A 21,332-nucleotide genomic window follows, 5' to 3' on the forward strand; every position below is an offset into this window, starting at 1 on the left:
GCACCGCACTCAGGAACCCCCGACCCCACACCAGTAGAAGGAAAGCGTGCACCACCAGCCCCTCACCGACCTCGACGACGCCGTCCTCGCTGGTCGATCGTCCGACGGCGACGTCCGGGCGTTCGAGGTCCTCATCCGGCGCCACACCCCCCTGCTCCGTGCCTACGCGCGCCGGACCCTCGGCTCGACCGACGAACTCGACGACGTCGTGCAGGAGACGTTCATCACCGCCTGGAACCAGCTCGACACGCTCCAGGACGGCGCCCGGGTCAAGGCGTGGCTCATGCGCATCCTCAGCCGGAAGTGCATCGACCGCATCCGGGCCCGGCGGTTCCACGACGACGTCACCGAGCTCGAGGTCGAGGCACCGGCGGACGACGCACCCGAACGCGTCGCCGAGGCCCGCTCCCGCGAGGAAGCGGTCGAGACGGCGCTCGCCGAACTGCCCGAGGCGCAGCGCCGCACGTGGGTGATGAAGGAAGTGCTCGAGTACTCGTACGAGGCCATCGCGGAGGAACTGGACCTCCCGACCTCGACCGTCCGGGGGCTGCTGTCCCGGGCGCGTAAGAACATGATCCGTCTCATGGAGGGATGGCGATGACCGAACCCGATCCCGTCCGGCTCGACTCCCTCGAACCCGACGACCTCGACGGCCACACGATCGACGAGCTGGCCGACTACCTCGACGCCGGCATGCAGCCGGCCGACCCGAGCATCGACCACTCCGCCGCGTGCCAGAACGCCCTCGCCGCCATCGTGCGGCTCCGGCAGTCCTCGCTCGGCTCGCTCGAGGCCGCTGCCGAACAGGAAGCACCCGCCGACGAGTCGTGGATCAGCGGCGTGCTCGCGAACATCTCGCTCGAGGCACGCGCCGGCCGTGACGTCCCGCTCCGCCCGGCGGCGCCCACCGAACGCCCGGTCATGACCGAGGGCGCCATCCGCTCGCTCGTCCGGACCGCCGGCGACGCGGTGCCCGACGCGCTCATCGCACGGTGCACGCTCGAAGGGGACGTCACCGAGCTCGGTGCCCCGGTGCGCATCGTCGTCGAGATCGCCGTCCGCGCCGGGTCGACGATCCAGCGCGTGGCGTCGGACATCCGCGAGACCGTCGCCGAGGTCCTCGCGACCGAGACCGACCTGCTCGTCGAGTCCGTGGACGTTGTGGTGCGCGACCTGCTGCCACCGTCCGACGACGAGCCGGGCCCCGACGCCGAGGAGGAACGAGCATGAGCAGCCACGACGAGACCTTCGCCGCGATCGAGGCAGCGGTCGTCGCGGTCCCCGGGGTCGCCGAGCTCTACCGGGCACGCCCGACGCTCGGCAGCGCGGTCGGTGCCGCCAAGAACCTCGCGACCCGCACCACGGTCGCGCGCGTGGTGCTCGACGACGACGTCCTCCGCATCGTGATCGGGACCGACGGTTCCGTCCCGGCACCCGAGACGGCACGCGCGGCACACCTCGCGGCGCTCGCCGCCGCGACCGAGCACGGCCTGCCGCTCAGCCGGGTCGACGTGCGGATCGCGCGCGTCGGCTGACGCACCCGCCTGCGGTTCGGGAGGGACGTCGCGGGCCCGCGCCGCGCCTCCCGTCCGTCAGCCGGTCACCGTCACCGGCTCGCTCACGTCCGCCTGCGGGTCACGGTCGCCGGTCGGCGACCTCCAGCACGACGACCACGGCGGCGACGAGCAGTGCCGTCGCCACGAGGGACACCGACGGCACGGCGATGCTCGCGAGCACCGCGAGCGCGAGTGCCACGACGACGACGTTCCAGCCGAGGCTGAGGGACGGCCGGAGCGCCAGCGCCCAGATCGACAGCACGAACAGCGCGACCGGCACGGCGATCGTGGCGGCGACGGTCGCGTGCGACAGGTCGGCCTCGCCCGCGTCGGCGCTCACCGCGACCTCGATCCCCGCCGGGAGTGCCCCGGCCGCGGCGAAGACCAGGTAGTGGCCGTAGCCGAACAGGAGCGCGGTCGGCAGGGACCGGATGTGGTCGTGCTGCTCGCGGGAGAAGTAGATCCACCACAGTCCGGCGACGATCACGAGCCCGCACGCCGCCAGCACGAGGAGCGACCCGAGGTGGTCGGCGTGCGCGATGCCGTCGATGACCGCGTTCGCCGAGGCCACGAGCCCCTCGCCGAGGACGATCAGCGTGAAGAGGGAGTAGCGCTCCGCGATGTGCCGGGTGTGCCACGGGGTGGTCTGCGTGCCGGCCTCCGCGAACGGCGGGACGAGGACCTCGAGCAGGATGAGCACCGGGATCACACCCCACGAGACGCCGTCCGGCAGCAGGAGCGCGAGCACCCAGAGCACCTGCACGACGACGATGCCGCCGGCGTACCGGAGTGCGGTCCGCCGGTACTCCGACGACGACGCGGCGACCCGGAGCCACTGCCCGACGAGGGCGAGCCGCATGATGACGTAGCCGAGCACGACGACCGTGGTCGACCCCTCGACCATCGCGGCGTGCACCCCGGCGGCGAGCACGAGGACCCCCGCCATCTGCACGAAGGTCATCACGCGGTAGAGCCAGTCGTCGGTGTCGAACGAGGTGGCGAACCAGGTGAAGTTGATCCACGCCCACCAGATCGCGAAGAAGACGAAGGCGTACGCGAGGACGGCCGACGAGACGTGCCCCTCGACCTCGATCTCGTGCAGGTTCGTCGCGGCGAACCCGACGGCGACCACGAAGACGAGGTCGAAGAGGAGCTCGAGGGGGCTGGCGGCGCGGTGCCCCTCGGTGGGGTCGCGGGGTGCCATGCGGCGGAGTCCGATGGTGGTCACCTGCGTATGCCTACACGACGAACGACCCCGGGTGCAGGACCCGGGGTCGTTCGTCGTGCGTGCCTGGCGTCGGCTCAGTAGAAGTTCGACGCCTGCGAGTGCGACCACGCGCCGCACGGGGTGCCGTACGCGTCGCTGATGTACTGCAGGCCCCAGGTGATCTGGGTGGTCGCGTTCGTCCGCCAGTCGGACGCGATCGTGGCCATCTTCGACCCGGGGAGCGCCTGCGGAATGCCGGTCGCGCCGCCGTTCGCGTTGACGGCCTGGTAGTTCCAGCCGGACTCCTTGGTCCACAGGTTGTCGAGGCACTGGAACTGGTCGGAACCCCAGCCGTACTTCGACGAGGCGAGTGAGCTCGCGGTCGCCTTGGCGCCCTCGACCGTGTTCGCGGCGGCCTGCTTGCGCGCGGCCTCGGCGGCTGCTGCCCGTTCGGCCGCGGCGCGCTTCGCTGCGGCGGCAGCGGCGGCCTTCGCGTCGGCGTCCTGCTTGTCCTGCGCGGCGCTGGCGTCCGCGACCGCCGTCGTGGCGTCGACCGTCGAGGAGATCCGCGAGGTCAGTGCCGCGCCGGAGAGCTTCCGGTAGTCGTCGAGCGCGTCGATGCGGCGCTCGAGGACGCCGGTGTCGGTCTTCTCGTTCGCGGAGTCGGCGATCGTCTCGGCCGTGGCGATGGTCGCCGCGGCCTGGGCCCGGTCGAGCGCGGTCCCGGCGAGTGCCGGTGCCGCGGTCGCGCTCGCGGTCGGCATGCCGAGGGCCTCGCCGATCGCGGGTTGCGTGCCGACGGTGGCGATGCCTCCGGCGACCGCGAGGACGGCGGCCCCGCCCACGATGAGCGTGGTGGGGCGGCGGAGCGCGCGGCGGAGGCGCCGGTTGGGGGAGTTCAGGGCCTCACGTCGGGTCGAGGCGGTGATGGTGGGGAGGTCGGTGTTGCGTCCTGTCATCGATTCCGGTGGTCGGCCGGCTCGTGGTGCGTGACTCGTGACGCTGCACGCGGGGTGGGGGAGCGCGCAGGGGTGCGGATGAACGAGACGTCCGTCGTCAGGAGTTCGCGAGCCGGGGGAGGACCGGACGGTGGTGTGGGGCCCGTCCGTCCGCCGACGGGCGACCGTGGGGTGGCCGCCGCTGGGCGAAGCCGCCACGATGACCGGTGTTGCTGGGTGCACCGTCCAGTTTGTCTGGCAGAACCGTCCGTCCACCCGTTGGTAACGGTTCGGTAACGGGCTGGTCAGGCCCGGGAGGTGTGAGCTTCCTGGGTGCGGTCGCCCTGCGCGACGCGTTCGAGGGCGTCGAGCGCGGCGGCGATGGCGTCGACGTCGGTGTCGGGCAGTTCGGCGATGAGCTCGGCGACGATGCCGGTGCGGGTGGAACGGGCTCGCTCGACCGCTGCGATGCCCTCGGGGGTGGCCGTCACCATGAACGCCCGACCGTCCCGGGGGTCCGCCTCGCGCTCGATGAACCCGCGCTGCTCGAGCTCGGTCAGGATGCGGGTCATCGTCGGCTTCGTGACGACCTCGATCCGCGACAGGTCGCCCGGGCGCAAGGGTCCCTCGCGCTGGATCGTCGCCAGCGCCGAGACGATGCCGTACCCGAGCGAGGCCGAGTCCGTGCGGGCCCGCCGATTGATCCGGCCGACCGCCGCGGCGAGGCGCGCGGCGATCTCGGTACGGTCCGGCTGGCGGTGGCTCATACGGTGCTCCGGGTCGCTCGACGGGGTGGTCGGGGCGATGCTACCGGCTCGTCGGACGGTGTGACTGGGAGCGTCGCGCGGGTCGCCGTGGTGTCGCCGCGTGCTGTGGCGGACGGAGCACGCCCGCCTCGCGAGGGCGAGACGGGCGTGTTCCTGTACGGGCGCTCAGGCGGGGTCAGCGTTTCTCGCCGGGGAGCAGGTGGATCGCCTCGGTCGCGAGCTCCGCCTCGATGTTGTCCCCGTACGCGGTGGCCTCACGCAGACGGCGGAAGTCGGCCGTCATCTGGTCCCAGTCGACGAGCTCGTCGAGGTTCGGCAGCCGCAGTCGGAACGCGAGGCCGTCCATGGTGTCCCGGCAGACGCGCTGGAGGTTCTCGTTGCCGCACTCCTCGACGTAGCGGGCGAACACGGCGAGGGCGTCACGGTTCACCGCGGCGACGTCGTGCGACTCGTAGTCCGCGATCGTGGCGTCGAGCTGGGCGAGGATCTTCTTCTTCGCGCTCGCACCGAGGCGCGGGACCGCCAGCCGCACGACCCCGCCGAACAGGACGCCCAGGGTCTGCAGCGCCTCGACCACCTCGGTCGGGTCCGGCGTGGTGACGCGGGTGTAGCGGTTCGGCGCCATCTCGATCAGGCCGGCGCGTGCGAGCTGGCTCAGTGCTTCGCGGATCGGGGTGCGGGAGACACCGAGCCAGGCGATGAGCTCGTCGTCGTTGAGCCGCTCGCCGGGCTCGAGCGTGCCGTCCATGATCGCGGTGTGGATCTTGAGCCGGACGGTGTCGCGGAGCAGCTGGTGCTCGGTCGGTGCACTGCTGGGGACCGGCATGCGGGTTCCTCCGGGATCGTGGCGTCGGCGGGCGTCCCACCGGTCGGTGCGGACGCACGGTTCACCGTACCTGATATGTGAACGGTGTCCCTGTCGGCTCGGAGCGTGTCAGTCGTGGGGGTGGAGCAGCCGGAGGGTCACCGGGTCCTCGGAGCCGTCGTACCAGCGGTCGAGGACGGCCCGGAACGGCTCCGGGTCGGCGGCGGCCGCGGCGAACAGGGTCATGGACGACCGGAGCTTCAGCGCGTCGATGCCCCCGAGCAGGTCGTCGGCGGTCCGGGCCGGGGCGGACTCCGCCGCACGGGTCGCCTCGAGCAGCCGCGGGCCGAGGACGGGGTGGTCGAGGTACGCCCGGGTCTCGTCGAGGCCGTCGAGTGCGTACCGCTGCGCGGTGGGCGAGCGGCCGAGCCCGGCGAGCTGGGGGAACACGAACCACATCCAGTGCGACGACTTCCGGCCGCGCCGCAGCTCGGCGAGCGCGGTGTCGTGCACACCGTGCTGCGCGCGGACGAACCGGTCGAGGTCGAACCGGTCCGTGCCGTGCTGGTCGGTGCCGTGCTGGTCGGTGTCGTGCGGATCGTCGCTCACCGGACCACGTCCCCCCAGGCGTAGCGGACGGTCGTGCCGTCCACGACGAGCAGCGAGTCGGGTTCGCGGTCGAGGAGCCCGGGCATCCCGACGGCGTCGGGCAGGTCGCCGCCGAGCCGCTCGAGCCGTGCCGACCGGATCGTCAGCGGCGGGTGCTGGCGCTGCCAGAACAGCGTCTGCGCGAGGTGCCGGGCGTGGATGCCCTGTCGGGTGGTGAGGTCCGTCGCCAGCCGGTCGTCGACGACGTCACCGGCCACGACCCGGACGGTGGCGTCGTGGCGGGGTCGCACCGCGCCTCCTGGCCCACCCGTGCTGCCCGGCCAGACCGGACCGCCGGGCCACGCCGCACCGGACCCTGGTCCGCCCCGGCGTCCGCGGAGCCAGCGGACCGGGTGGAGGGAGCGTGCCGGGTGCCGTACCGACCGGTAGGACAGCGTGTCCCCACGACGTCGCGCCCGCGCGTGCGCGAACGTGTACGGCACCCCGAGCAGGGCGTGCGCCGCCACGATCGCGGGCACGTTCGCGGTGTCGACCGTGCGGTAGGCGACCCCGCGGCGACCGCGGTCGTCGACGGTGAGCACCTCGATCGTCACCTCGGTCATCGAGCCGAGGCGGCCCGACGGCGGGAACGGCGGCACCCGGGTCTCGCGGAAGACGTACGCCGTCAGGCCGGCCCACGCGCTCCCGTCGACGACGTCGGGGCGGGTGCCGCGCGGCACCAGACGCGCGAGCGACTCGGGGTCGTGGCGCCAGTGCGCGAAGACGACGTCCTCCCAGGCGTGCACCGTCACCGGTCGGTGCAGCAGGGGGACCGCGGCTCGGTCCCGCGCGGGTTCGGTCACCGTCGTGGCGCGTGCCGACCGACGCGCACGGCCCAGGCGACGAGGGGTGCCTGCAGCGGCAGGCGGAGCACCGACACGAGCCGCATCGCCCGCGTCGACCGCGGGCTGTCGAGCAGGTCGTTCGCCATCTTCACGTTCGCGGGGAAGACGGCGAGGAACAGCGCGGCGGCGGCCCAGCCCGCGGCACGGCGGGTGGCCGGGATCGCCAGGCCGGTCGCGATGCCGAGCTCGGCGGCGCCGGACGCCAGGGTGGTCAGGCGCGGCGGGAGGGCGTCCGGGACGATCCGGTCGTAGCCCCTCGGTCGCAGGAAGTGGGTGACGCCGGCCCCGCCCAGCACGACGGCGAGGAGGGTGGCGGTCCGGGTGGCGCGTCGTGCGCGCTCGCGTCGTCGCATGCGTCCATGGTGCCCGCGGCGCGCTCGGGACGCACGGAGAGTCCCCAGGTCGGCTCGGCTCAGCTCAGGCCAGTGCGGTCGCGACGAGGTCGAGGACGACCGTCGCGACGTCGGCCTTGCTGCCGGAGGCCTCGCGGACCACCTCGCCGCCGGGGACGAGCACCTCGACAGCGTTCTCCTCGCGTTCGAACCCCGCGGACCAGCCGACGTGGTTCACGACGAGCATGTCCGCCGGCTTGCGGGCGATCTTGGCGCGGCCGAGCTCGATGCGCGCGGCACGGTCGGGTTCGGTCTCCGCCGCGAAGCCGACGATGATCTGGCCGGTCCGGCGCGACGCGACGAGGTCGGCGAGGACGTCGGGGTTCCGCACCAGCTCCAGCGTCATGGTGTCGCCCTGCGCCTCCTTCTTGAGCTTGTCGGCTCGCACCTCGGCGGGCCGGTAGTCGGCCACGGCCGCGGTCATCACGACGACGTCGGCGTCGGCTGCTGCGGCGTGGACGGCGTCGGCGAGCTCCAGGGCGGACCCCACCGGCACGACGGTCGCGTCGAGTCCGGCGGTCAGCGACGCGTCCACGTTCGCGCTCACGAGCGTCACGGCCGCGCCGCGCCGGGCCGCGCCGGCGGCGATCGCGACGCCCTGACGACCGCTCGAACGGTTGCCGACGAACCGGACCGGGTCGAAGGGCTCGCGCGTGCCGCCGGCGCTCACGACGACGCGGACGCCGGCGAGGTCGCCGAGCTCACCGCGGGCGCCGGTGGTCCCCGCCTTCTCGGCGGCGGCTGCGGTCGGCGGGAGGGCGGTGTCGGTCGGGAGGCGCGGGTCGTCCCCGTCGCCGCGACCCGCGTCCGTCGGGTTGTCCGGGCCGGTCCGGCCGGCCGGTGCCGGGTCGTCCAGCACCGCGAGGGCCCCGGCGACGATGTCCTCGGGCTCCGCCATCCGGCCGATCCCCGCGTCGTCGCCCGTCAGGGCCCCGACCACGGGGCCGACGAACCGGACGCCGCGCTCCCGCAGGGTCTGGACGTTCGCCCGGGTCGCCGGGTGCTCCCACATCTGCGGGTGCATCGCGGGAGCGACGACGACGGGCGCCTCGGTCGCGAGCAGTGTCGTGCCGAGCAGGTCCCCGGCGAGCCCCGCGGTCATCCGGGCGAGCGCGTCCGCGGTGGCGGGGGCGACGACCACGAGGTCCGCCCGGCGCCCGAGCGAGACGTGGCGCACCTCGGCGACGTCCTCGAACACGCTCGTGGTGACCGGGTTGCGGCTGAGTGCCTCGAGGGTCGGCAGCCCGACGAAGCGGAGCGCGCCCTCGGTCGGGACGACGTGCACGTCGTGTCCCCGCTTGACGAGGTCGCGGACCACGCCGACGGCCTTGTACGCGGCGATGCCCCCGGTGATCCCGACGACGACGGTCAGACGGCGCTCTGCTGCTGCGTTCACACCGGTCACGCTACCCGGCACGTCGTGCGAGGATCGATCCCATGTGCACCGTCGTCGTCCGCGTCGACCCCGGGTCCGAGTGGCCCGTCACGATGCTCGCCATGCGCGACGAGTCGCCGGAGCGTCCGTGGGACCCGCCGGCAGCCTGGTGGCCCGAGCGCGACCCGTCGATCCGCGGCGTCCGCGACCGTTCGGCGGGCGGGGCGTGGCTCGCGGCGTCGGACGGCGCCGGGCTCGCGGTCGTGCTCAACCGGGGCGAACCGGTGCCGAGCGACGACGGCACGTGGACCACCCGCGGGGTCGTCCCGCTCGACGCGGTCACCGGGGCGCTCCCCGGACATGACGGCACCCTGCCCACGACGCGCGCGTTCAACCTCGTGCGGGCGACGGCCGACGGTGCCGAGGTCACGACGTGGGACGGCACCGAGGTCCGGACGACCGCGCTCGGCCCCGGCGTGCACATGGTCACGCACGGCGAACCGGACGACCCCGCGGCGCCGCGCATCGGGCGGTGGCTCGACGCCTTCCGTGCCGTGGACGCTCCGGTCGGGCCCCCGCTGCTCGGCCCCTTCGACGAACTGCGGGCGGCCGACGCCGGTGCCGACGCCGGCGACGGGTGGGGCGGCTGGTTCGGACTGCTCGCCGGATCGGCGTCGCTGCCGGCGGACGACCCGGACGCGATCCTCCGGGACGCGCACGAGCCGGACGGGCACTTCGCGACGCTGTCGATCGTGGCCGCGGCGGTCGGCCCCGGGCGCACCGTCCTGCAGCACGCGCGGCTGACCGAGCCCGGCCGGTTGGACGGTTCGGTCGAGCTGCACCGCGCCTGAGCGCGATCCTCGCCGAGCCGAACCGCGCTGCACCGCGCCTGAGCGCACCCGCAGCGCGCACCCGCGGCCGGGCATGGCCGGAGCGCGTACCTTCACCGTTCGTGACCACCGCAACCCGGAGCGTGCTCGCCGTCCTCACGGCGGTCGTCGTGGCCGTCTCCCTCGGGGCGTGCGCCTCGAGCCCGCCGGCCGCTGCCGACGCGACGCCCCACCCGACGGCGACGACCCGCCCCTGGGACCACGCCGCGGGTGTCGGCGTGGTGGTCGTCGGCGACTCGATCAGCGGCGGGCACGGCCTCACCACCGCCGAGGCGTGGCCGGCCATCGTCGCGGACGCCCAGGGCTGGTCGCTCACGAACCTGTCGTGCGACGGCGCAGGCGTGGCTGCCCTCGGTGACGACGACGACTGCGCGAGCGACTACGCGACCATCGTCGGGCGTGCGGTCGACCTCCGTCCCGAGGTCGTCCTCGTGCAGGCGAGCTCGAACGACCTCGGCCTCGACACCGCCGAGGTCCGGAGCGCCACCGACCAGGTCGTCGACGAGGTGCACCGTCGGCTGCCGCACGCGCGGCTCATCGGCCTCAGCGCCGTCTGGAACCAGGATGCCCCGCCCGCGCAGCTCGCGTCCGTCTCGGGGGCGCTCCGGCACGCCCTCGCTCGCGAGGGCGGCACCTACGTCGACATCGGCGAGCCGCTGCGGGGGCACCCGACGTGGATGCAGTCCGACGACGTGCACCCGACCGTGCGCGGACAGCGGGCCATCGCGGCGGCGGTGACGGCCGCGTTCGAACGCGACCACGTGCGGTTCTGACGGCGGACGGGCGGGGACGAGCCGCGCCTCCTGGACCGTCCGGGCGACTCAGACGGGCGGGGTGGTCCCGGTGAGGTCCTCGGCGACCGCCCAGAGGGAACGCGCCAGATCGGCCTTCCGTGCCGAACCGGGGATCGACACGGTCGTGGTCGGCCCGACGAGCCCGAACGGCCCCGACGGTCCGTAGTACGCCCCGCCGACCGCGTTCGGTCCGACCGCGGCGTACAGCAGCGGCTCGGAGCCCTGCTCGACGTCCTGCGTGAAGGGCAGCGCGCGGTTCGAGGACCGGACCGGCTTCGACCGACCGAGCGACCGCCCCGCCGACTGCAGGTTCGTCCGGGTGTAGCCGGGGTGCGCCGCGGTGCTCACGAGCGGCCAGTCGAGCTCGACCGACAGCCGGTGCAGGTGCAGCGCCAGCAGCAGGTCGGCGAGCTTCGACTGCGCGTACGCCGGCCAGCCGTTGTAGCCGCGCTCCCACTGCAGGTCGTCGAAGCGGATCCGGCCGGGGATCGCCGCGAGGCTCGACATCGTGGCGACCCGGGCGTCTGGTGAGCGCAGCAGCGTCGGGAGCAGCAGGTTCGTCAGGGCGAACGGGCCGAGGAAGTTCGTGCCGAACTGCAGCTCGAAGCCGTCGACCGTCTCGAACCGCTTCGGTGGCGCCATCACCCCGGCGTTGTTGACGAGGACGTCGAGCGTCCGGTCGTCCGCAGCGATGCCCGCGGCGAACCGTCGGACGCTCGCGAGGTCGGCGAGGTCGAGCTCCCGCACCTCGACGTCGGCGCCGGGGTGCGCCGCACGGATGTCGGCTGCGGCCTGGTCGCCCTTCGCGGTCGTGCGGACGGCGAGGACGACGGACGCGCCGGCTGCGGCGAGGCGGGTGGCGGTCTCCTTGCCGGTTCCGCTGTTCGCGCCGGTGACGACGATGCGGCGGCCGGTCTGGTCGGGGATCTGCGGCATGGGCGTGACCGTACTCCGCAGGGGGTGCGGATCCGGTGCGAGGGTGCTAGATTGATGCGAACGCATGAACATGCAGATGCATGGACGTGCGGTCGGGAGGACAGGACACCATGAGCAACGCATTCGGCACCGACCGCCCCTCGGACGTGCCACCGCCCGCACCCGAACGGATCGGCCCCGTCCAGCTCGGCCTCGACACGTTCGGCGACGTCACCGAGCTGCCCGACGGCAGCGTCAAGTCGGACGCCCAGAGCATCCGCGACGTCGTCGACCAGGCAGTCCTCGCCGACCAGGTCGGCCTCGACTTCATCGGCGTCGGCGAGCACCACCGTGCCGACTTCATCGTGAGCGCCCCCGAGGTCGTCCTCGCCGCGATCGCCGCCCGGACCTCCTCGATCCGGATCGGGTCCGCCGTCACCGTGCTCTCGTCCGACGACCCGGTGCGCGTGTACGAGCGCTTCGCCACCGTCGACGCGATCTCCGACGGTCGTGCCGAGGTCATCCTCGGCCGCGGGTCCTTCACCGAGTCCTTCCCGCTCTTCGGGTACGAGCTCTCCGACTACGAGGTCCTCTTCGAGGAGAAGCTCCAGCTCTGGGCAGCCCTCCGCGGCGGCGACGCGGTCACCTGGTCCGGCACGAAGCGCGCCTCGCTCGTCGACCAGGACGTCTACCCGAAGCTCGAGCACGGCCCCATCCCGACCTGGATCGGCGTCGGCGGGTCCCCGCAGTCCGTCATCCGTGCGGCGTCGTACGGTCTGCCGCTGTTCCTCGCGATCATCGGCGGACAGCCCGCGCAGTTCGCGCCGTTCTCTCGCCTCTACCGCCAGGCGCTCACGCAGCTCGACCTGCCGCAGCAGCCGATCGCGATGCACTCGCCCGGGTTCGTCGCCGCCACCGACGAAGAGGCGGCCGAGCGCTACTGGCCGTACCACAAGGCCGTCACCGACCAGCTCGGTCGGGAGCGCGGCTGGCCGCCCCTGGACGTCGCCGGCTACCGTGCCGGGCTGTCCGCGGGCGGGTCGCTCTACGTCGGGTCGCCGGAGACGGTCGCCCGGAAGATCGCGCGGAACATGCGGATCCTCGGCGTCACGCGGTTCGACATGCGGTACGCGACGGGGCGTCTGCCGCACGAGGACATGATGCGGTCGATCGAGCTCTACGGCACGCAGGTCGCGCCGCGGGTGCGCGAGCTGCTCGCGGCGCCGGTGCCGGTCGCGTAGGCGCTGGGTCGACCGCGGCGGGTCGGCCGGGTCGGCCGCGGCGGCGCGGCCGGGTCGGCCGGATCCGTCCGGGTCCGTCCGGCGGGTCTGGAGGCGCGGCTCGGCCCGTCCGCGCCGCTCACGGGGTCGCCGGGTACGGTCCAGGGCATGTCGTCACGCCCCGCTGCACTCGAACGTCGGTTCCGTGGTCGGATCATGGGCGTCGGCACGACCTCGGGCATCCGCATCGTGGTCGGCATGTGGGAGCGCTCGCCGTTCGGAGCCTTCACGGACGTCTTCCTCGAGCTACCGGACGGCTCCTCGGTGCTCCTCGCGCCCGACGAGATCGTGGCCGCGTACGTCTCCGGGACCTACCGGTTCGACACGGTCTCGGTCGTCGACGTCTCGGCTCGCCGGACCGCCAGGGGACTCGAGCTGTCGGCAGGCGCCCTCGAGGCCTCCATCGACGTCGGCACGATCTCCCCGCTCGGGAGGGTGCTCCGCATCGTCCCCAAGCAGATCGCCCGCGACCCCCGGTGGCTCGCCGCGATCGACCCGGTCGCACGGCTCGTCGCACCCGGGTCGGGAACCGCGGGGTCGGCAGGCAACGGGCGTCGCGAGTACTACGGCGTGACCGGGGCGCACGACGTCACGGGCGTGCGGGGGACCTGGGCGGGGGAGTCGCTCGGGTCGTTGGCGCCGCTCGACCCGCCCGTGGCGTTCGGGTTCGCCTCGATGCCGCGGATCCCGCAGGTCGTCGACGTCGAGACGACCATCCGCGAGCCGGTCTGAGGCGCGGCGCGCGTCCGGGCGGTCGGGGCGACCCGGAACGACATCGTCGCCGTCGTACGACGTCGGTGTTGTCGCTCCTTGCGGGCGCAACAGTTGCACGCGCGCGGTGGCGACATCGTCGAGGTCGTACGACATCGGTGTTGTCGCACACTCCGGCACACTCCCGCCCGCGCCCGCGCCCGCGACCCCGACCGCGCCCGCACGGCCCCGCAGCCCCGTCCGCCGGACGCGCTCAGCGTCGAGGGGCAGACTGGCCGGAACGGACAGCGCCCCGAGGGCCGGCCGCACGTCGAGCACAACGGGGCGCACGACGCGAGAGGAGCACCATGACCGACACAGAGGCAGACCAGCGCGCAGCCATCTCGGACATCGTCCACGGAGCCCACACGGCACTCCTGACGACCGTGAGCGAGGACGGCCAGCTCCACGCACGGCCCCTCGCCGTGCAGGACAAGGCGTTCCACGGCACACTCCGCTTCCTCGTGCAGGACGGGAGCGAGAAGGTCGAGGACATCGCCCGGAACCCGCACGTCAACGTCGCGATCGAGTCGCAGGGCGGGTACCTGTCGATCGCCGGCACCGCGACGGTCAGCCAGGACGACTCCGTCATCGACGAGCTGTGGTCCCCGTTCGCCGAGGCCTGGTTCCCGGACGGCCGCGAGGACCCCTCGATCCGACTCCTCACCGTCGAGGGCGACTCGGTCGAGTACTGGACGCAGGACACCGGCCCGGTCGGCAGCCTCGTGCAGACCCTCAAGGCCGCCATCGGCAAGCAGAGTCAGCCGGACACCGGCGACCACGGCACGATCGAGCTCTAGCGCCGAAGACGCACGCCCGGCACCGCGCCCGGTCCCCGCACACCGCGGGGGCCGGGCGTCGTCCGTTCGGTCACGGCGGGCCGAGCAGCCACAGCACGGCGACGAGCACCGGCTGCCCGAGCACCGCGCAGACCACCAGGGTCCACCGCATCCACGGCTTCGCCACGAGCTCCGGCGACCCGAACAGCGGCGCGAGCGGCATCAGGAGCCGGGGCGTCGAGGCCATCGGCAACGACACCGCGAAGACGTAGAGCGCGTACGAGGCCGAGAAGACCACGGTCGTGAACCCGAGGCGCCGGGTCGACCGACGCAGCAGCCAGACCGGGTACGACACGAGCAGGAACACCACGATGAGGATCCCGCCCACGCCCAACCACCGGCCGGCGATGAGGAACCACGGCGTGAGCGGCATGAAGTCCACCCGCCCGATGAAGTTCACCCACCAGGACATCTCGGTCTCGAGGTAGGCGTTCGGCGACCCGGTCACGTGCGCGGCGATGAGCGGCCACGCGAACCCGGCGACGACCATCACGACGCCGGCGGCCACGACCCGCACGCGCTCCGCCACGGGGAACGCGTCGAGCGACCGGACCCCCTCGGTCCGACGCGCCCGGATCCACCGCACCAGTGCGACGACCCCGAGGACGAGCGGGATCGCGAGGGCTCCGGGCCGGGTGAACGCGGCGACGACCCCGAGCACCGTGAGGAGCCCGTACCGCCGACGGTCGAGCGCGAGGAGGGCCCCGAACACGAGGGCGAGGAACATGCTCTCGGCGTACCCGACCTGCAGCAGGAACGACAGCGGACCGCACGTGAAGAAGAAGACCGCCCACATGGCCGCCGCCGACCCCGCACGGTCGCGGACGAGCCGGTGCAGCAGGTAGGTGGCGAGCAGTCCGGCGAGGAGTGCGATCGCCGGTGCGCCGACGTCGAACGGCACACCGGTCGACGCGGTCAGCATCCGGATCGTGAAGGGGAACGCCGGGAGGAACGCCCACGCGTTCTGCGCGACGTGGCCCGCGGCGTCGAGCGGCAGGGTCGTCGGGTACCCGTGCACCGAGATCTGCTCGTAGTACTGCCCGTCCCACGCCGTCAGGAAGTTGAGGAAGCCGTGGTCGTTGCCCCAGATCGCGTTCTCCGGCAGGGCGCGCCCGATGAGCGGGAACGCGAGCGCCAACCAGAACGTCGACACGATGCGCCCGCCGGTCCACACCAGGAGCACGGCGGCCCACGCCGGCAGGGCGGTCGCGAGGTCGAGGACACGGCGGCGTCCGCTCGCGATCGACTCCGTCAGGGTCCCGTCCAGGCGGCTCACCGCGGCGCTCCGCGGTGTTCGGGCATGGCAGAGGGCACGGTACGAGCGTAGACGGCGATTGCCTGGGTGTTCCTCACGGCTCGGCTCGGGAGGCGCGACTCGCGTTCTGCAGACCGGAACGAGCCCGACGGGCGAGCGGGTCCGGCGCGGGGCGCTCACCTAGCCTGGGAGCGTCGTCCTCCGGCCGCGACGGCGCGGTCGGTGCCGTGGGCGACGTCCGAACGACCCCGATCGACACCGAGGAGCACCGTGCCGAACAAGACCGCCATCGTGACCGACAACGCGCCGAAGCCCGCCGGCCCGTACAGCCAGGGGATCGTCGCGAACGGTTTCCTCTACACCGCCGGCTTCGGCCCGCAGGACCCGGCCACGGGCGAGATCGCCGACGACGTCGCCGGGCAGACCGCCCAGGTGCTCGCGAACGTCGCCGCCGTCCTGGCCGAGCACGGCGCCACGCTCGACGACGTCGTGAAGTCGACCGTCCACCTCGAGCACTCCGACCGCGACTTCCCCGCCTTCAACGAGGAGTACGCCAAGCACTTCTCGCAGCCGTACCCGGTCCGCACCACGGTGCAGTCGCACCTGGCGAACATCCTCGTCGAGATCGACGTCGTGGCGGTGCTCCCGACGGCGGAGTGACCCGGCCGGCCCCGGCGTGATCGCTCGGCGTGATCGCTCGGCGTGCTCGCTGAGCGAAGCCTCATCGACCTCCGGTGCGCGCACCGCCTGGACGGCTCCACGTCGTCCGGCGGATGCCGGCACCGGGGGTCGCGTGCGTCAGGGCGCCGTCGGTGAGCACCGGCACGCCCGCGACGAGGACGTCGTCGACGCCCTCGGCCAGCAGCATCGGCTCGGCGTACGTCGATCGGGCTCGGACGCGCTCGGGGTCGACGACGACGAGGTCGGCGATCCACCCGGGCGCGACGGCGCCGCGGTGCCCGAGTCCGAAGCGCTCGGCGGGCAGGGTCGACAGGTGCTGCTGGACCTCCCACCACGTGAGCAGCCCGGGCCGTGCGTAGTCCCCGAGGTACCGCGCGAAGGTGCCGTACGCACGGGGGTGCGGGTGCGTCCCGACGAAGATGCCGTCGGACCCGCCGGTGTGGCCGCCGGACCGGAACAGCTCCGCCAGCTGCTCGGGCGTCCGCGGGTGCGGCACCCGCATCACGACCGTGACCTGCAGGTCCGAGTCGACCAGGACGTCGAGCGCGAGGTCGACCGCGTCCGTCCCGGTGGCGGTGGCGGCCTCGGCGAGGGTGCGGCCCTGCAGCGCGTGGAACTCGGGCGCGGGGACGTGCGACAGCGTGATCTGCTCGGCCCAGCCCGGTCCGAGGTCGGCGCGCCCGAGGACCCGTTCGAGCACCGCGGCGCGGACGGCAGCGCGCCCGCCGTCCACTGCGAGCGCCCGGGCGAGGTCGTCGGTACCCGGCCGGGCCAGGCCCGCGGGCAGGAGCAGCATCGACAGGATCGTGCAGCCGCGCGAGTACGGGTAGGCGTCGAACGACAGCGGGGCGCCCTGGGCCTCGGCGTGGGCGAGCTCCGCCAGCGCGAGGTCGACGGGAGCGTGGAGGTGCGAGACGTGGGCGCGGCCGCCGCCCGCGCGCACGATCCGGACGACCTCCTCGATGCCGGCGCCGGCGTTCGTCTCGTAGCCGCCGCGCATGTGGGTCACGTAGGTGCCGCCGGCGGCCGCGGACTCGGCGGCGAGGGCGGCGATCTCCGCGGTGCCGGCGTGGAGTCCGGGGACGTAGTCGAGGCCGGTCGCGAGCCCCACGGCGCCGTCCGTCATGCCCTGCCGCACGAGGGCACGCATGGCGTCGAGCCGGCCGGGGTCGGCCGGGGCCGGGTCGTCGCCCGTGACCTCGTGCCGGACGGTGCCGGCGGGCACGAGGGTGGCGACGTTCAGCGCGGTCGTGCCGTCGTACGTCGCGAGCAGTCCCGCGATGCCACCGCCGCGGTACGTCGGGTGGGGGCCGTCGATCGCTGCGAAGTACCGTGCGGCGTAGGAGCCGTCGCCCGGTGCCGGCCCGACGCCGTCCTGTCCGGTGACGATCGTCGTGACGCCCTGCCGGAGGAGGGCGAGCTGCACGGGCTCGTCGAACACGAGGGACCCGGCGTGGGAGTGCGCATCGACGAACCCGGGCATGACGAGCCGTCCGGTGCAGTCGATCACCGTGGCGTCGGCCCCGGCCCGGAGGCGCTCGCCCGGCCCGCCTCGCTCGGCGACCACTCCGTCGCGGACGAGGACGTCCGACCGGTGGGCCGTGCCGTCGGTGTCGACGACGGAGCCGCCGGAGAGCAGGACCTCGGACGTCACCGTGCGAGCCCCGCGACGAGTCGCTCGGCGCGGGTGCGGAGGCCGTCCAGGTCGCCGGTCGTCAGGGCGTCACCGACGAGCGGCGAACCCAGGCCGACGGCGACGGCGCCGGCCGCCAGGTACTCGGACGCGTCCTCGACGCCGATGCCGCCCGTGGGGATGACGTCGACGAAGTCGAGCGGGGCGAGGACCTGCTTGAGGAACGCGGGGCCGCCGAGCTGTGCGGCCGGGAACACCTTGACCGCGCGCGCCCCGAGCTGCCAGGCGCGGACGATCTCGGTCGGGGTGGCGGCACCCGGGTACCAGCCCAGACCACGCTCGTGCGCCCGTTCCCCGATGTCCGCGTCGAGGTGCGGGCTCACCGCGAACGCGGCACCCGCGGCGGCGGCCTCGTCGAGCTGTCGTGGTTCGAGGACCGTGCCGACGCCGATCGACGCGCCCGTGCCGTAGCGCTCGACGGCCCAGGCGATGCCCTCCCGCCAGCGGGGCGTGTTGGTCGTGATCTCGATCGCCCGGACCCCGGCGTCGACCAGTGTCGCGACGACGTCCTCGACGTGCTCGCCCGTCCCGCCGCGCAGGATCGCGATCGCCGGGCCGGCGGCGTGCCGGTGCCGGACGCGGGGAGCGGCGGACGGGTCGGTGCTGGTGGTGTTCGTCATGGTCTTCGTTCCTCGCCTCAGCGGTCGACGCGGTCGTGGACGGCGTGGTCGACGTCCGTGGGGGTGGTCGGGTCGTGCAGCGCGGCCGGGTCCGGACGGCGCCAGTCGCTCTCCACCGTGCAGGCGAGCGCACCGGCGTCGGCGGCACGGTCGAGCGCCTCGGCCGTCGTGGCTCCGCCGAGGGTCGCCGCGAGCCAGCCCGCGACGAAGGCGTCACCGGCACCGACGGGGTCGACGACGCGCACCGGGGTCGCCGGGCGCCGCAGGAACGCACCGTCCACCGACGCCACCGCGCCCCGGGAGCCGAGCTTGACGACGGCACGACCCCGGCCGAGGGCGGCGAGCTCGTGCGCGAGCGTCTCGTCGTCGCCCTCGTCGTCGCCGAGTCCGAGCACGAGTCGGGCCTCGTCGTCGCCGGCGAACACGATCGACGACCGTGCGGCGACGGCCCGGTATCGGGCGCGGGCGGTCTCGGCGTCGATGAGCTTGGGCCGGTGGTTCACGTCGAAGGACACCGGGATCCCGGCGGCGTCCGCGCGGTCGAGCGCGGCCTGGACGGTGGCCCTGGCGTCCTCGGAGAGGGCGAGGGTGATGCCCGTGACGTGCAGGAGCGCTGCGCGTTCGACGGCGCTCGCCGGCAGGTCGCTCGCCCGCAGCGCCGACCCCGCCGAACCCCGGCGGTGGTAGGTCACCCGCGTGCGTCCGTCGGCCAGGCGCTCCTTCATCATGATGCCCGTCGAGCGGTCCGGGTCCGGCACCGCGACGACGTCGACGCCCGCGCTCCGGACGTCGCGCGTCACGCGATCCCCGGCGGGGTCGGTGCCGACGCGGCCGATCCACGTCGTCGGGACACCGGCGCGCACGAGGCCGATCGCGACGTTGCTCTCGGCTCCGCCGGTGTCGACCCGCATGTGCTCGAGGTCGGGGACGGCACCCGTGTCCCCGCCGGTGAGGAGCAGCATCGTCTCCCCGAAGGTCAGGACGCGGCTGGTCACCGGGTGCCCTTCGCCATGGCGAGCTGGGCGGAGGAGGAGCCGAGCGCGACCGAGATCTCCAGCGCGGTCCGGACGACGCCGTCGCCGAGTTCGCGGACGGCCGCGGCGGGGAACCGGGAGGCGAGCCCCGAGATGCTCATCGCGCCGACGACCTGGTTCGCGTGGTCGAGCACGGGCGCGGCGACGCAGCGGATGTCGGGCTCGTTCTCGCGGTCGTCGATGCCGTAGCCGCGGCCGTGCGTCCGGTCGATCTCGGCGCGCCAGCGGTCGTCGTCCACGATGGAGTGCTCGGTCATCGCCGTGGCCGGTTCCGCGAGCACCCGGTCGAGCAGCTCCGGCTCGCCGAACGCCACCATCGCCTTGCCCGAGGCCGTGTTCCGCATCGGCAGTCGGTTGCCGATCCGCGACCCCATCCGGACGGTGCCCCGCGTCTCGACCTTGTCGACGTAGACGATGTCGGTGCCGTCCGGGACGACGAGGTGGCAGGTGAGCCCCGTGCGTTCCGCGGTCCGCCGGAGGAACGGTGCTGCGGCGGCGCGGAGGTCGATGCCCTCGAGGTAGCTCTGCCCGAGCAGCAGCGCCCCGAGCCCGAGGGTGAAGCCGGCGTCCGGGGTGCGGCGCAGCAGGTCGTTCTCGAGCATCGGGGCGGTCAGCCGGAGCACGGTCGACTTCGAGGTGCCGAGCTCCGCGGCGAGCACCGTCAGCGACACCGACGGCTCGCCGTTCCGGGTGCGGTCGGCGATGCGGTCGAGCAGCCGCAGCCCGCGTCGGAGCGACAGGGCGGCGTTTCGTGCCGGAGCGTCCTCGGTGGAGGGGGCGACGGGGGTGGTGGCGCGCATCAGAACCACGTCGCGATCGTGTCGAGGACGGTCTCGTCGTCGTCGATGACGGTCACCTGGCGCCACTTGTCGAAGACGGTGCACGGGTGCGAGATGCCGAACACGACGACGTCGCCGGGCGCGAGCCCGGGTGCCCCGTCCGCCAGCGCGAGGTAGCAGTGCTGGTCGTCGAGGCGGGTGACGGTGACCGCCCCGGGGTCGGGTGCCACGGGGACGACGCCAGCCGCGCCTCCTGGTCCGACGTGCCGGACGGAACGGACGGAACGGACCACCGGCAGCCCCTCGTCGAAGGAGATGTCCCGCTTGCCGACCGCGACGAGCGCGAGCCCGGGCTCGGGGCACGACGTGACGCGTCCCCAGACCTCGATCGCGGCCAGGAGCGAGCCCTCGTCGGGGTGGCGGCCGAAGGGGGTGCGCTCGGCGTAGAAGCCGTCGTCGTGGGTGAGGGACGCGCCGGACCGGAGCAGCACGTCGAGGTCGTCGGGGCGGGTGGCGACCGCGTCGACCACGCCGTCGAACCAGGCGCTGCCGCCCATGCTGAGCAGGGCGCGCGGGGCCTCGACCAGCGGGCGGACGGCCGCCGCGACGGCGAGCACCCCCGCGACGTAGGCGCGGGCGGCGCGGACGTCGGGCAGGCCGCCCTCGTACCCGGCGACGCCTCGGAACGAGAGCCCCCGGTCGTGGGCGAGCTGTGCGAGGTCCTGTGCCTGCTGTGCGGTGCGGACGCCGGTGCGACCGCCGGGGAAGCCGACCTCGACGACCACGTGCAGGTCGCCGTCGACCGCGTCCTGTGCCGCGCGGCCGGCCTCGACCCCGGCGGGGGAGTCGACCCAGCAGAGGACGTCGGCGTCCGGGTCGGCGGCGCGGCGGGAGGCGAGCCAGGCGAGACCGGTGGGGTCGAGGACCTCGTTCGCGACGACGATCCGGTGGATGCCGTGCTCCCACGCGACCATCGCCTGCTGGACCGAGGCGACCGTGACGCCCCAGGCGCCGGCGGTGATCTGTCGTGCGGCGAGCGCCGGTGCCATGTGCGTCTTCATGTGCGGCGCGAAGAGCAGACCGTGCCGCTCGACGTACGCCTGCATCACGGCGGTGTTGTTCGCCAGTGCCGACTCGCGGAGGGTCATCACCGGCAGGTGCGCGTGCTCGAGGACGTGCCGGCGTGCCGGTGCTGCCGGGTCGGGCGCGCCCTTCGTGGTGACCGTGCCGGGTGTGGACGTCATCGATCCTCCTGTGCGTCTGCGGTGC

General features: G+C 73.9%; 24 protein-coding genes. 9 read left to right on the forward strand and 15 right to left on the reverse strand.

Features of this window, described 5'->3' with window-relative positions:
* Positions 1 to 46 precede the first annotated feature (46 nt).
* From ACIPKM_RS02080 to ACIPKM_RS02090, 3 genes are read left to right on the forward strand one after another with little or no spacing between them, the layout of a single operon-like run.
* Positions 47 to 601: an RNA polymerase sigma factor gene (locus ACIPKM_RS02080; RefSeq protein ID WP_070418286.1), complete on the forward strand. Its 555-nt coding sequence runs from the start codon at positions 47 to 49 to the stop codon at positions 599 to 601.
* Positions 598 to 1,230: a hypothetical protein gene (locus tag ACIPKM_RS02085; protein WP_070419458.1), complete on the forward strand. Its 633-nt coding sequence runs from the start codon at positions 598 to 600 to the stop codon at positions 1,228 to 1,230. Before ACIPKM_RS02080 ends, ACIPKM_RS02085 begins: the two co-directional genes overlap by 4 nt.
* Positions 1,227 to 1,535, forward strand: coding sequence for a hypothetical protein (locus ACIPKM_RS02090; protein ID WP_070418287.1), 309 nt, complete (start codon positions 1,227 to 1,229; stop codon positions 1,533 to 1,535). The genes ACIPKM_RS02085 and ACIPKM_RS02090 overlap by 4 nt, the downstream gene beginning before the upstream one ends.
* Positions 1,536 to 1,635: 100 nt before the next feature.
* On the opposite strand, the gene ACIPKM_RS02095 is transcribed toward ACIPKM_RS02090, so the two are convergent.
* From ACIPKM_RS02095 to ACIPKM_RS02130, 8 genes are all read right to left on the reverse strand, one after another.
* Positions 1,636 to 2,784 carry a low temperature requirement protein A gene (locus ACIPKM_RS02095; RefSeq protein WP_254790698.1) on the reverse strand — a complete coding sequence of 383 codons (1,149 nt, stop codon included), beginning with the start codon at positions 2,782 to 2,784 and terminating at the stop codon, positions 1,636 to 1,638.
* A 74-nt stretch (positions 2,785 to 2,858) separates the two neighbouring features.
* Positions 2,859 to 3,722 carry a phospholipase gene (locus tag ACIPKM_RS02100; RefSeq protein WP_261646810.1) on the reverse strand — a complete coding sequence of 288 codons (864 nt, stop codon included), beginning with the start codon at positions 3,720 to 3,722 and terminating at the stop codon, positions 2,859 to 2,861.
* Positions 3,723 to 4,006: 284 nt separating this feature from the next.
* A complete protein-coding gene (locus ACIPKM_RS02105) occupies positions 4,007 to 4,468 on the reverse strand; it encodes a MarR family winged helix-turn-helix transcriptional regulator (RefSeq protein WP_071294569.1) in 462 nt (153 codons plus the stop codon).
* A gap of 175 nt (positions 4,469 to 4,643) precedes the next feature.
* Positions 4,644 to 5,294, reverse strand: coding sequence for a GntR family transcriptional regulator (locus ACIPKM_RS02110; RefSeq protein ID WP_402736070.1), 651 nt, complete (start codon positions 5,292 to 5,294; stop codon positions 4,644 to 4,646).
* A gap of 108 nt (positions 5,295 to 5,402) precedes the next feature.
* Positions 5,403 to 5,882, reverse strand: a complete 480-nt coding sequence (locus tag ACIPKM_RS02115) for a DUF1810 domain-containing protein (RefSeq protein WP_402736071.1) — start codon at positions 5,880 to 5,882, stop codon at positions 5,403 to 5,405.
* Complete coding sequence (locus tag ACIPKM_RS02120) at positions 5,879 to 6,724, reverse strand: DUF2071 domain-containing protein (protein WP_071294566.1); 846 nt, start codon at positions 6,722 to 6,724, stop codon at positions 5,879 to 5,881. Before ACIPKM_RS02120 ends, ACIPKM_RS02115 begins: the two co-directional genes overlap by 4 nt.
* Entirely contained in the window at positions 6,721 to 7,119 is a 399-nt protein-coding gene (locus ACIPKM_RS02125; RefSeq protein ID WP_071294565.1) for a hypothetical protein, read from the reverse strand. Before ACIPKM_RS02125 ends, ACIPKM_RS02120 begins: the two co-directional genes overlap by 4 nt.
* A 64-nt stretch (positions 7,120 to 7,183) precedes the next feature.
* On the reverse strand, positions 7,184 to 8,530 hold the full coding sequence (locus ACIPKM_RS02130; RefSeq protein WP_402736175.1) for a bifunctional phosphopantothenoylcysteine decarboxylase/phosphopantothenate synthase: 1,347 nt from the start codon (positions 8,528 to 8,530) through the stop codon (positions 7,184 to 7,186).
* A gap of 65 nt (positions 8,531 to 8,595) precedes the next feature.
* Between ACIPKM_RS02130 and ACIPKM_RS02135 the strand changes: the two genes are divergently transcribed.
* Together ACIPKM_RS02135 and ACIPKM_RS02140 are read left to right on the forward strand one after the other, a co-directional pair.
* Positions 8,596 to 9,384 (forward strand): NRDE family protein, encoded by a 789-nt coding sequence (locus ACIPKM_RS02135; protein WP_402736072.1) that lies wholly within the window; start codon positions 8,596 to 8,598, stop codon positions 9,382 to 9,384.
* Between the two features lie 101 nt (positions 9,385 to 9,485).
* Positions 9,486 to 10,196 (forward strand): SGNH/GDSL hydrolase family protein, encoded by a 711-nt coding sequence (locus tag ACIPKM_RS02140; RefSeq protein WP_402736073.1) that lies wholly within the window; start codon positions 9,486 to 9,488, stop codon positions 10,194 to 10,196.
* Between the two features lie 48 nt (positions 10,197 to 10,244).
* Here the strand turns inward: ACIPKM_RS02140 and ACIPKM_RS02145 are convergent, their stop codons facing one another.
* Entirely contained in the window at positions 10,245 to 11,153 is a 909-nt protein-coding gene (locus ACIPKM_RS02145; RefSeq protein WP_402736074.1) for an SDR family oxidoreductase, read from the reverse strand.
* A 110-nt stretch (positions 11,154 to 11,263) separates the two neighbouring features.
* On the opposite strand from ACIPKM_RS02145, the gene ACIPKM_RS02150 reads away from it, so the two are divergent.
* The 3 genes from ACIPKM_RS02150 (at position 11,264) to ACIPKM_RS02160 (ending at position 13,962) form a co-directional block, all read left to right on the forward strand.
* Positions 11,264 to 12,373 carry an LLM class flavin-dependent oxidoreductase gene (locus ACIPKM_RS02150; RefSeq protein WP_402736075.1) on the forward strand — a complete coding sequence of 370 codons (1,110 nt, stop codon included), beginning with the start codon at positions 11,264 to 11,266 and terminating at the stop codon, positions 12,371 to 12,373.
* A gap of 147 nt (positions 12,374 to 12,520) precedes the next feature.
* Positions 12,521 to 13,144: a hypothetical protein gene (locus tag ACIPKM_RS02155; RefSeq protein WP_070418295.1), complete on the forward strand. Its 624-nt coding sequence runs from the start codon at positions 12,521 to 12,523 to the stop codon at positions 13,142 to 13,144.
* A 326-nt stretch (positions 13,145 to 13,470) separates the two neighbouring features.
* Positions 13,471 to 13,962, forward strand: a complete 492-nt coding sequence (locus ACIPKM_RS02160) for a pyridoxamine 5'-phosphate oxidase family protein (RefSeq protein ID WP_070418296.1) — start codon at positions 13,471 to 13,473, stop codon at positions 13,960 to 13,962.
* A 70-nt stretch (positions 13,963 to 14,032) separates the two neighbouring features.
* Here ACIPKM_RS02160 and ACIPKM_RS02165 read toward each other — a convergent pair whose 3' ends face one another.
* Positions 14,033 to 15,277 (reverse strand): hypothetical protein, encoded by a 1,245-nt coding sequence (locus ACIPKM_RS02165; RefSeq protein ID WP_229086885.1) that lies wholly within the window; start codon positions 15,275 to 15,277, stop codon positions 14,033 to 14,035.
* 249 nt (positions 15,278 to 15,526) lie between these two features.
* Here ACIPKM_RS02165 and ACIPKM_RS02170 point away from each other — a divergent pair, with 249 nt between their 5' ends.
* Positions 15,527 to 15,916, forward strand: a complete 390-nt coding sequence (locus tag ACIPKM_RS02170) for a RidA family protein (protein ID WP_070418297.1) — start codon at positions 15,527 to 15,529, stop codon at positions 15,914 to 15,916.
* Positions 15,917 to 15,977: 61 nt separating this feature from the next.
* Here ACIPKM_RS02170 and ACIPKM_RS02175 read toward each other — a convergent pair whose 3' ends face one another.
* The 5 genes from ACIPKM_RS02175 to ACIPKM_RS02195 are packed head-to-tail and all read right to left on the reverse strand — an operon-like array spanning position 15,978 to position 21,307.
* Positions 15,978 to 17,591, reverse strand: coding sequence for an amidohydrolase family protein (locus ACIPKM_RS02175; RefSeq protein WP_402736076.1), 1,614 nt, complete (start codon positions 17,589 to 17,591; stop codon positions 15,978 to 15,980).
* A complete protein-coding gene (locus ACIPKM_RS02180) occupies positions 17,588 to 18,250 on the reverse strand; it encodes a bifunctional 4-hydroxy-2-oxoglutarate aldolase/2-dehydro-3-deoxy-phosphogluconate aldolase (protein ID WP_402736077.1) in 663 nt (220 codons plus the stop codon). The genes ACIPKM_RS02175 and ACIPKM_RS02180 overlap by 4 nt, the downstream gene beginning before the upstream one ends.
* Before the next feature lie 17 nt (positions 18,251 to 18,267).
* Positions 18,268 to 19,245 (reverse strand): sugar kinase, encoded by a 978-nt coding sequence (locus tag ACIPKM_RS02185; protein WP_402736078.1) that lies wholly within the window; start codon positions 19,243 to 19,245, stop codon positions 18,268 to 18,270.
* Positions 19,242 to 20,084: an IclR family transcriptional regulator gene (locus ACIPKM_RS02190; protein WP_402736079.1), complete on the reverse strand. Its 843-nt coding sequence runs from the start codon at positions 20,082 to 20,084 to the stop codon at positions 19,242 to 19,244. The genes ACIPKM_RS02185 and ACIPKM_RS02190 overlap by 4 nt, the downstream gene beginning before the upstream one ends.
* Positions 20,084 to 21,307, reverse strand: coding sequence for an alanine racemase (locus ACIPKM_RS02195; protein WP_402736080.1), 1,224 nt, complete (start codon positions 21,305 to 21,307; stop codon positions 20,084 to 20,086). The genes ACIPKM_RS02190 and ACIPKM_RS02195 overlap by 1 nt, the downstream gene beginning before the upstream one ends.
* Positions 21,308 to 21,332 lie beyond the last annotated feature (25 nt).

The sequence above is a fragment of the Curtobacterium sp. NPDC086286 genome (assembly GCF_044746255.1).
GTDB lineage: Bacteria > Actinomycetota > Actinomycetes > Actinomycetales > Microbacteriaceae > Curtobacterium.

Coding starts and splice junctions, on each gene's coding strand:
- ACIPKM_RS02155 (WP_070418295.1), top strand. CDS start 12,521: ATGTCGTCACGCCCCGCTGCACTCGAACGTCGGTTCCGTGGTCGGATC.
- ACIPKM_RS02190 (WP_402736079.1), bottom strand. CDS start 20,084: ATGCGCGCCACCACCCCCGTCGCCCCCTCCACCGAGGACGCTCCGGCA.
- ACIPKM_RS02135 (WP_402736072.1), top strand. CDS start 8,596: ATGTGCACCGTCGTCGTCCGCGTCGACCCCGGGTCCGAGTGGCCCGTC.
- ACIPKM_RS02160 (WP_070418296.1), top strand. CDS start 13,471: ATGACCGACACAGAGGCAGACCAGCGCGCAGCCATCTCGGACATCGTC.
- ACIPKM_RS02180 (WP_402736077.1), bottom strand. CDS start 18,250: ATGACGAACACCACCAGCACCGACCCGTCCGCCGCTCCCCGCGTCCGG.
- ACIPKM_RS02105 (WP_071294569.1), bottom strand. CDS start 4,468: ATGAGCCACCGCCAGCCGGACCGTACCGAGATCGCCGCGCGCCTCGCC.
- ACIPKM_RS02195 (WP_402736080.1), bottom strand. CDS start 21,307: ATGACGTCCACACCCGGCACGGTCACCACGAAGGGCGCGCCCGACCCG.
- ACIPKM_RS02145 (WP_402736074.1), bottom strand. CDS start 11,153: ATGCCGCAGATCCCCGACCAGACCGGCCGCCGCATCGTCGTCACCGGC.
- ACIPKM_RS02085 (WP_070419458.1), top strand. CDS start 598: ATGACCGAACCCGATCCCGTCCGGCTCGACTCCCTCGAACCCGACGAC.
- ACIPKM_RS02090 (WP_070418287.1), top strand. CDS start 1,227: ATGAGCAGCCACGACGAGACCTTCGCCGCGATCGAGGCAGCGGTCGTC.
- ACIPKM_RS02110 (WP_402736070.1), bottom strand. CDS start 5,294: ATGCCGGTCCCCAGCAGTGCACCGACCGAGCACCAGCTGCTCCGCGAC.
- ACIPKM_RS02125 (WP_071294565.1), bottom strand. CDS start 7,119: ATGCGACGACGCGAGCGCGCACGACGCGCCACCCGGACCGCCACCCTC.
- ACIPKM_RS02100 (WP_261646810.1), bottom strand. CDS start 3,722: ATGACAGGACGCAACACCGACCTCCCCACCATCACCGCCTCGACCCGA.
- ACIPKM_RS02150 (WP_402736075.1), top strand. CDS start 11,264: ATGAGCAACGCATTCGGCACCGACCGCCCCTCGGACGTGCCACCGCCC.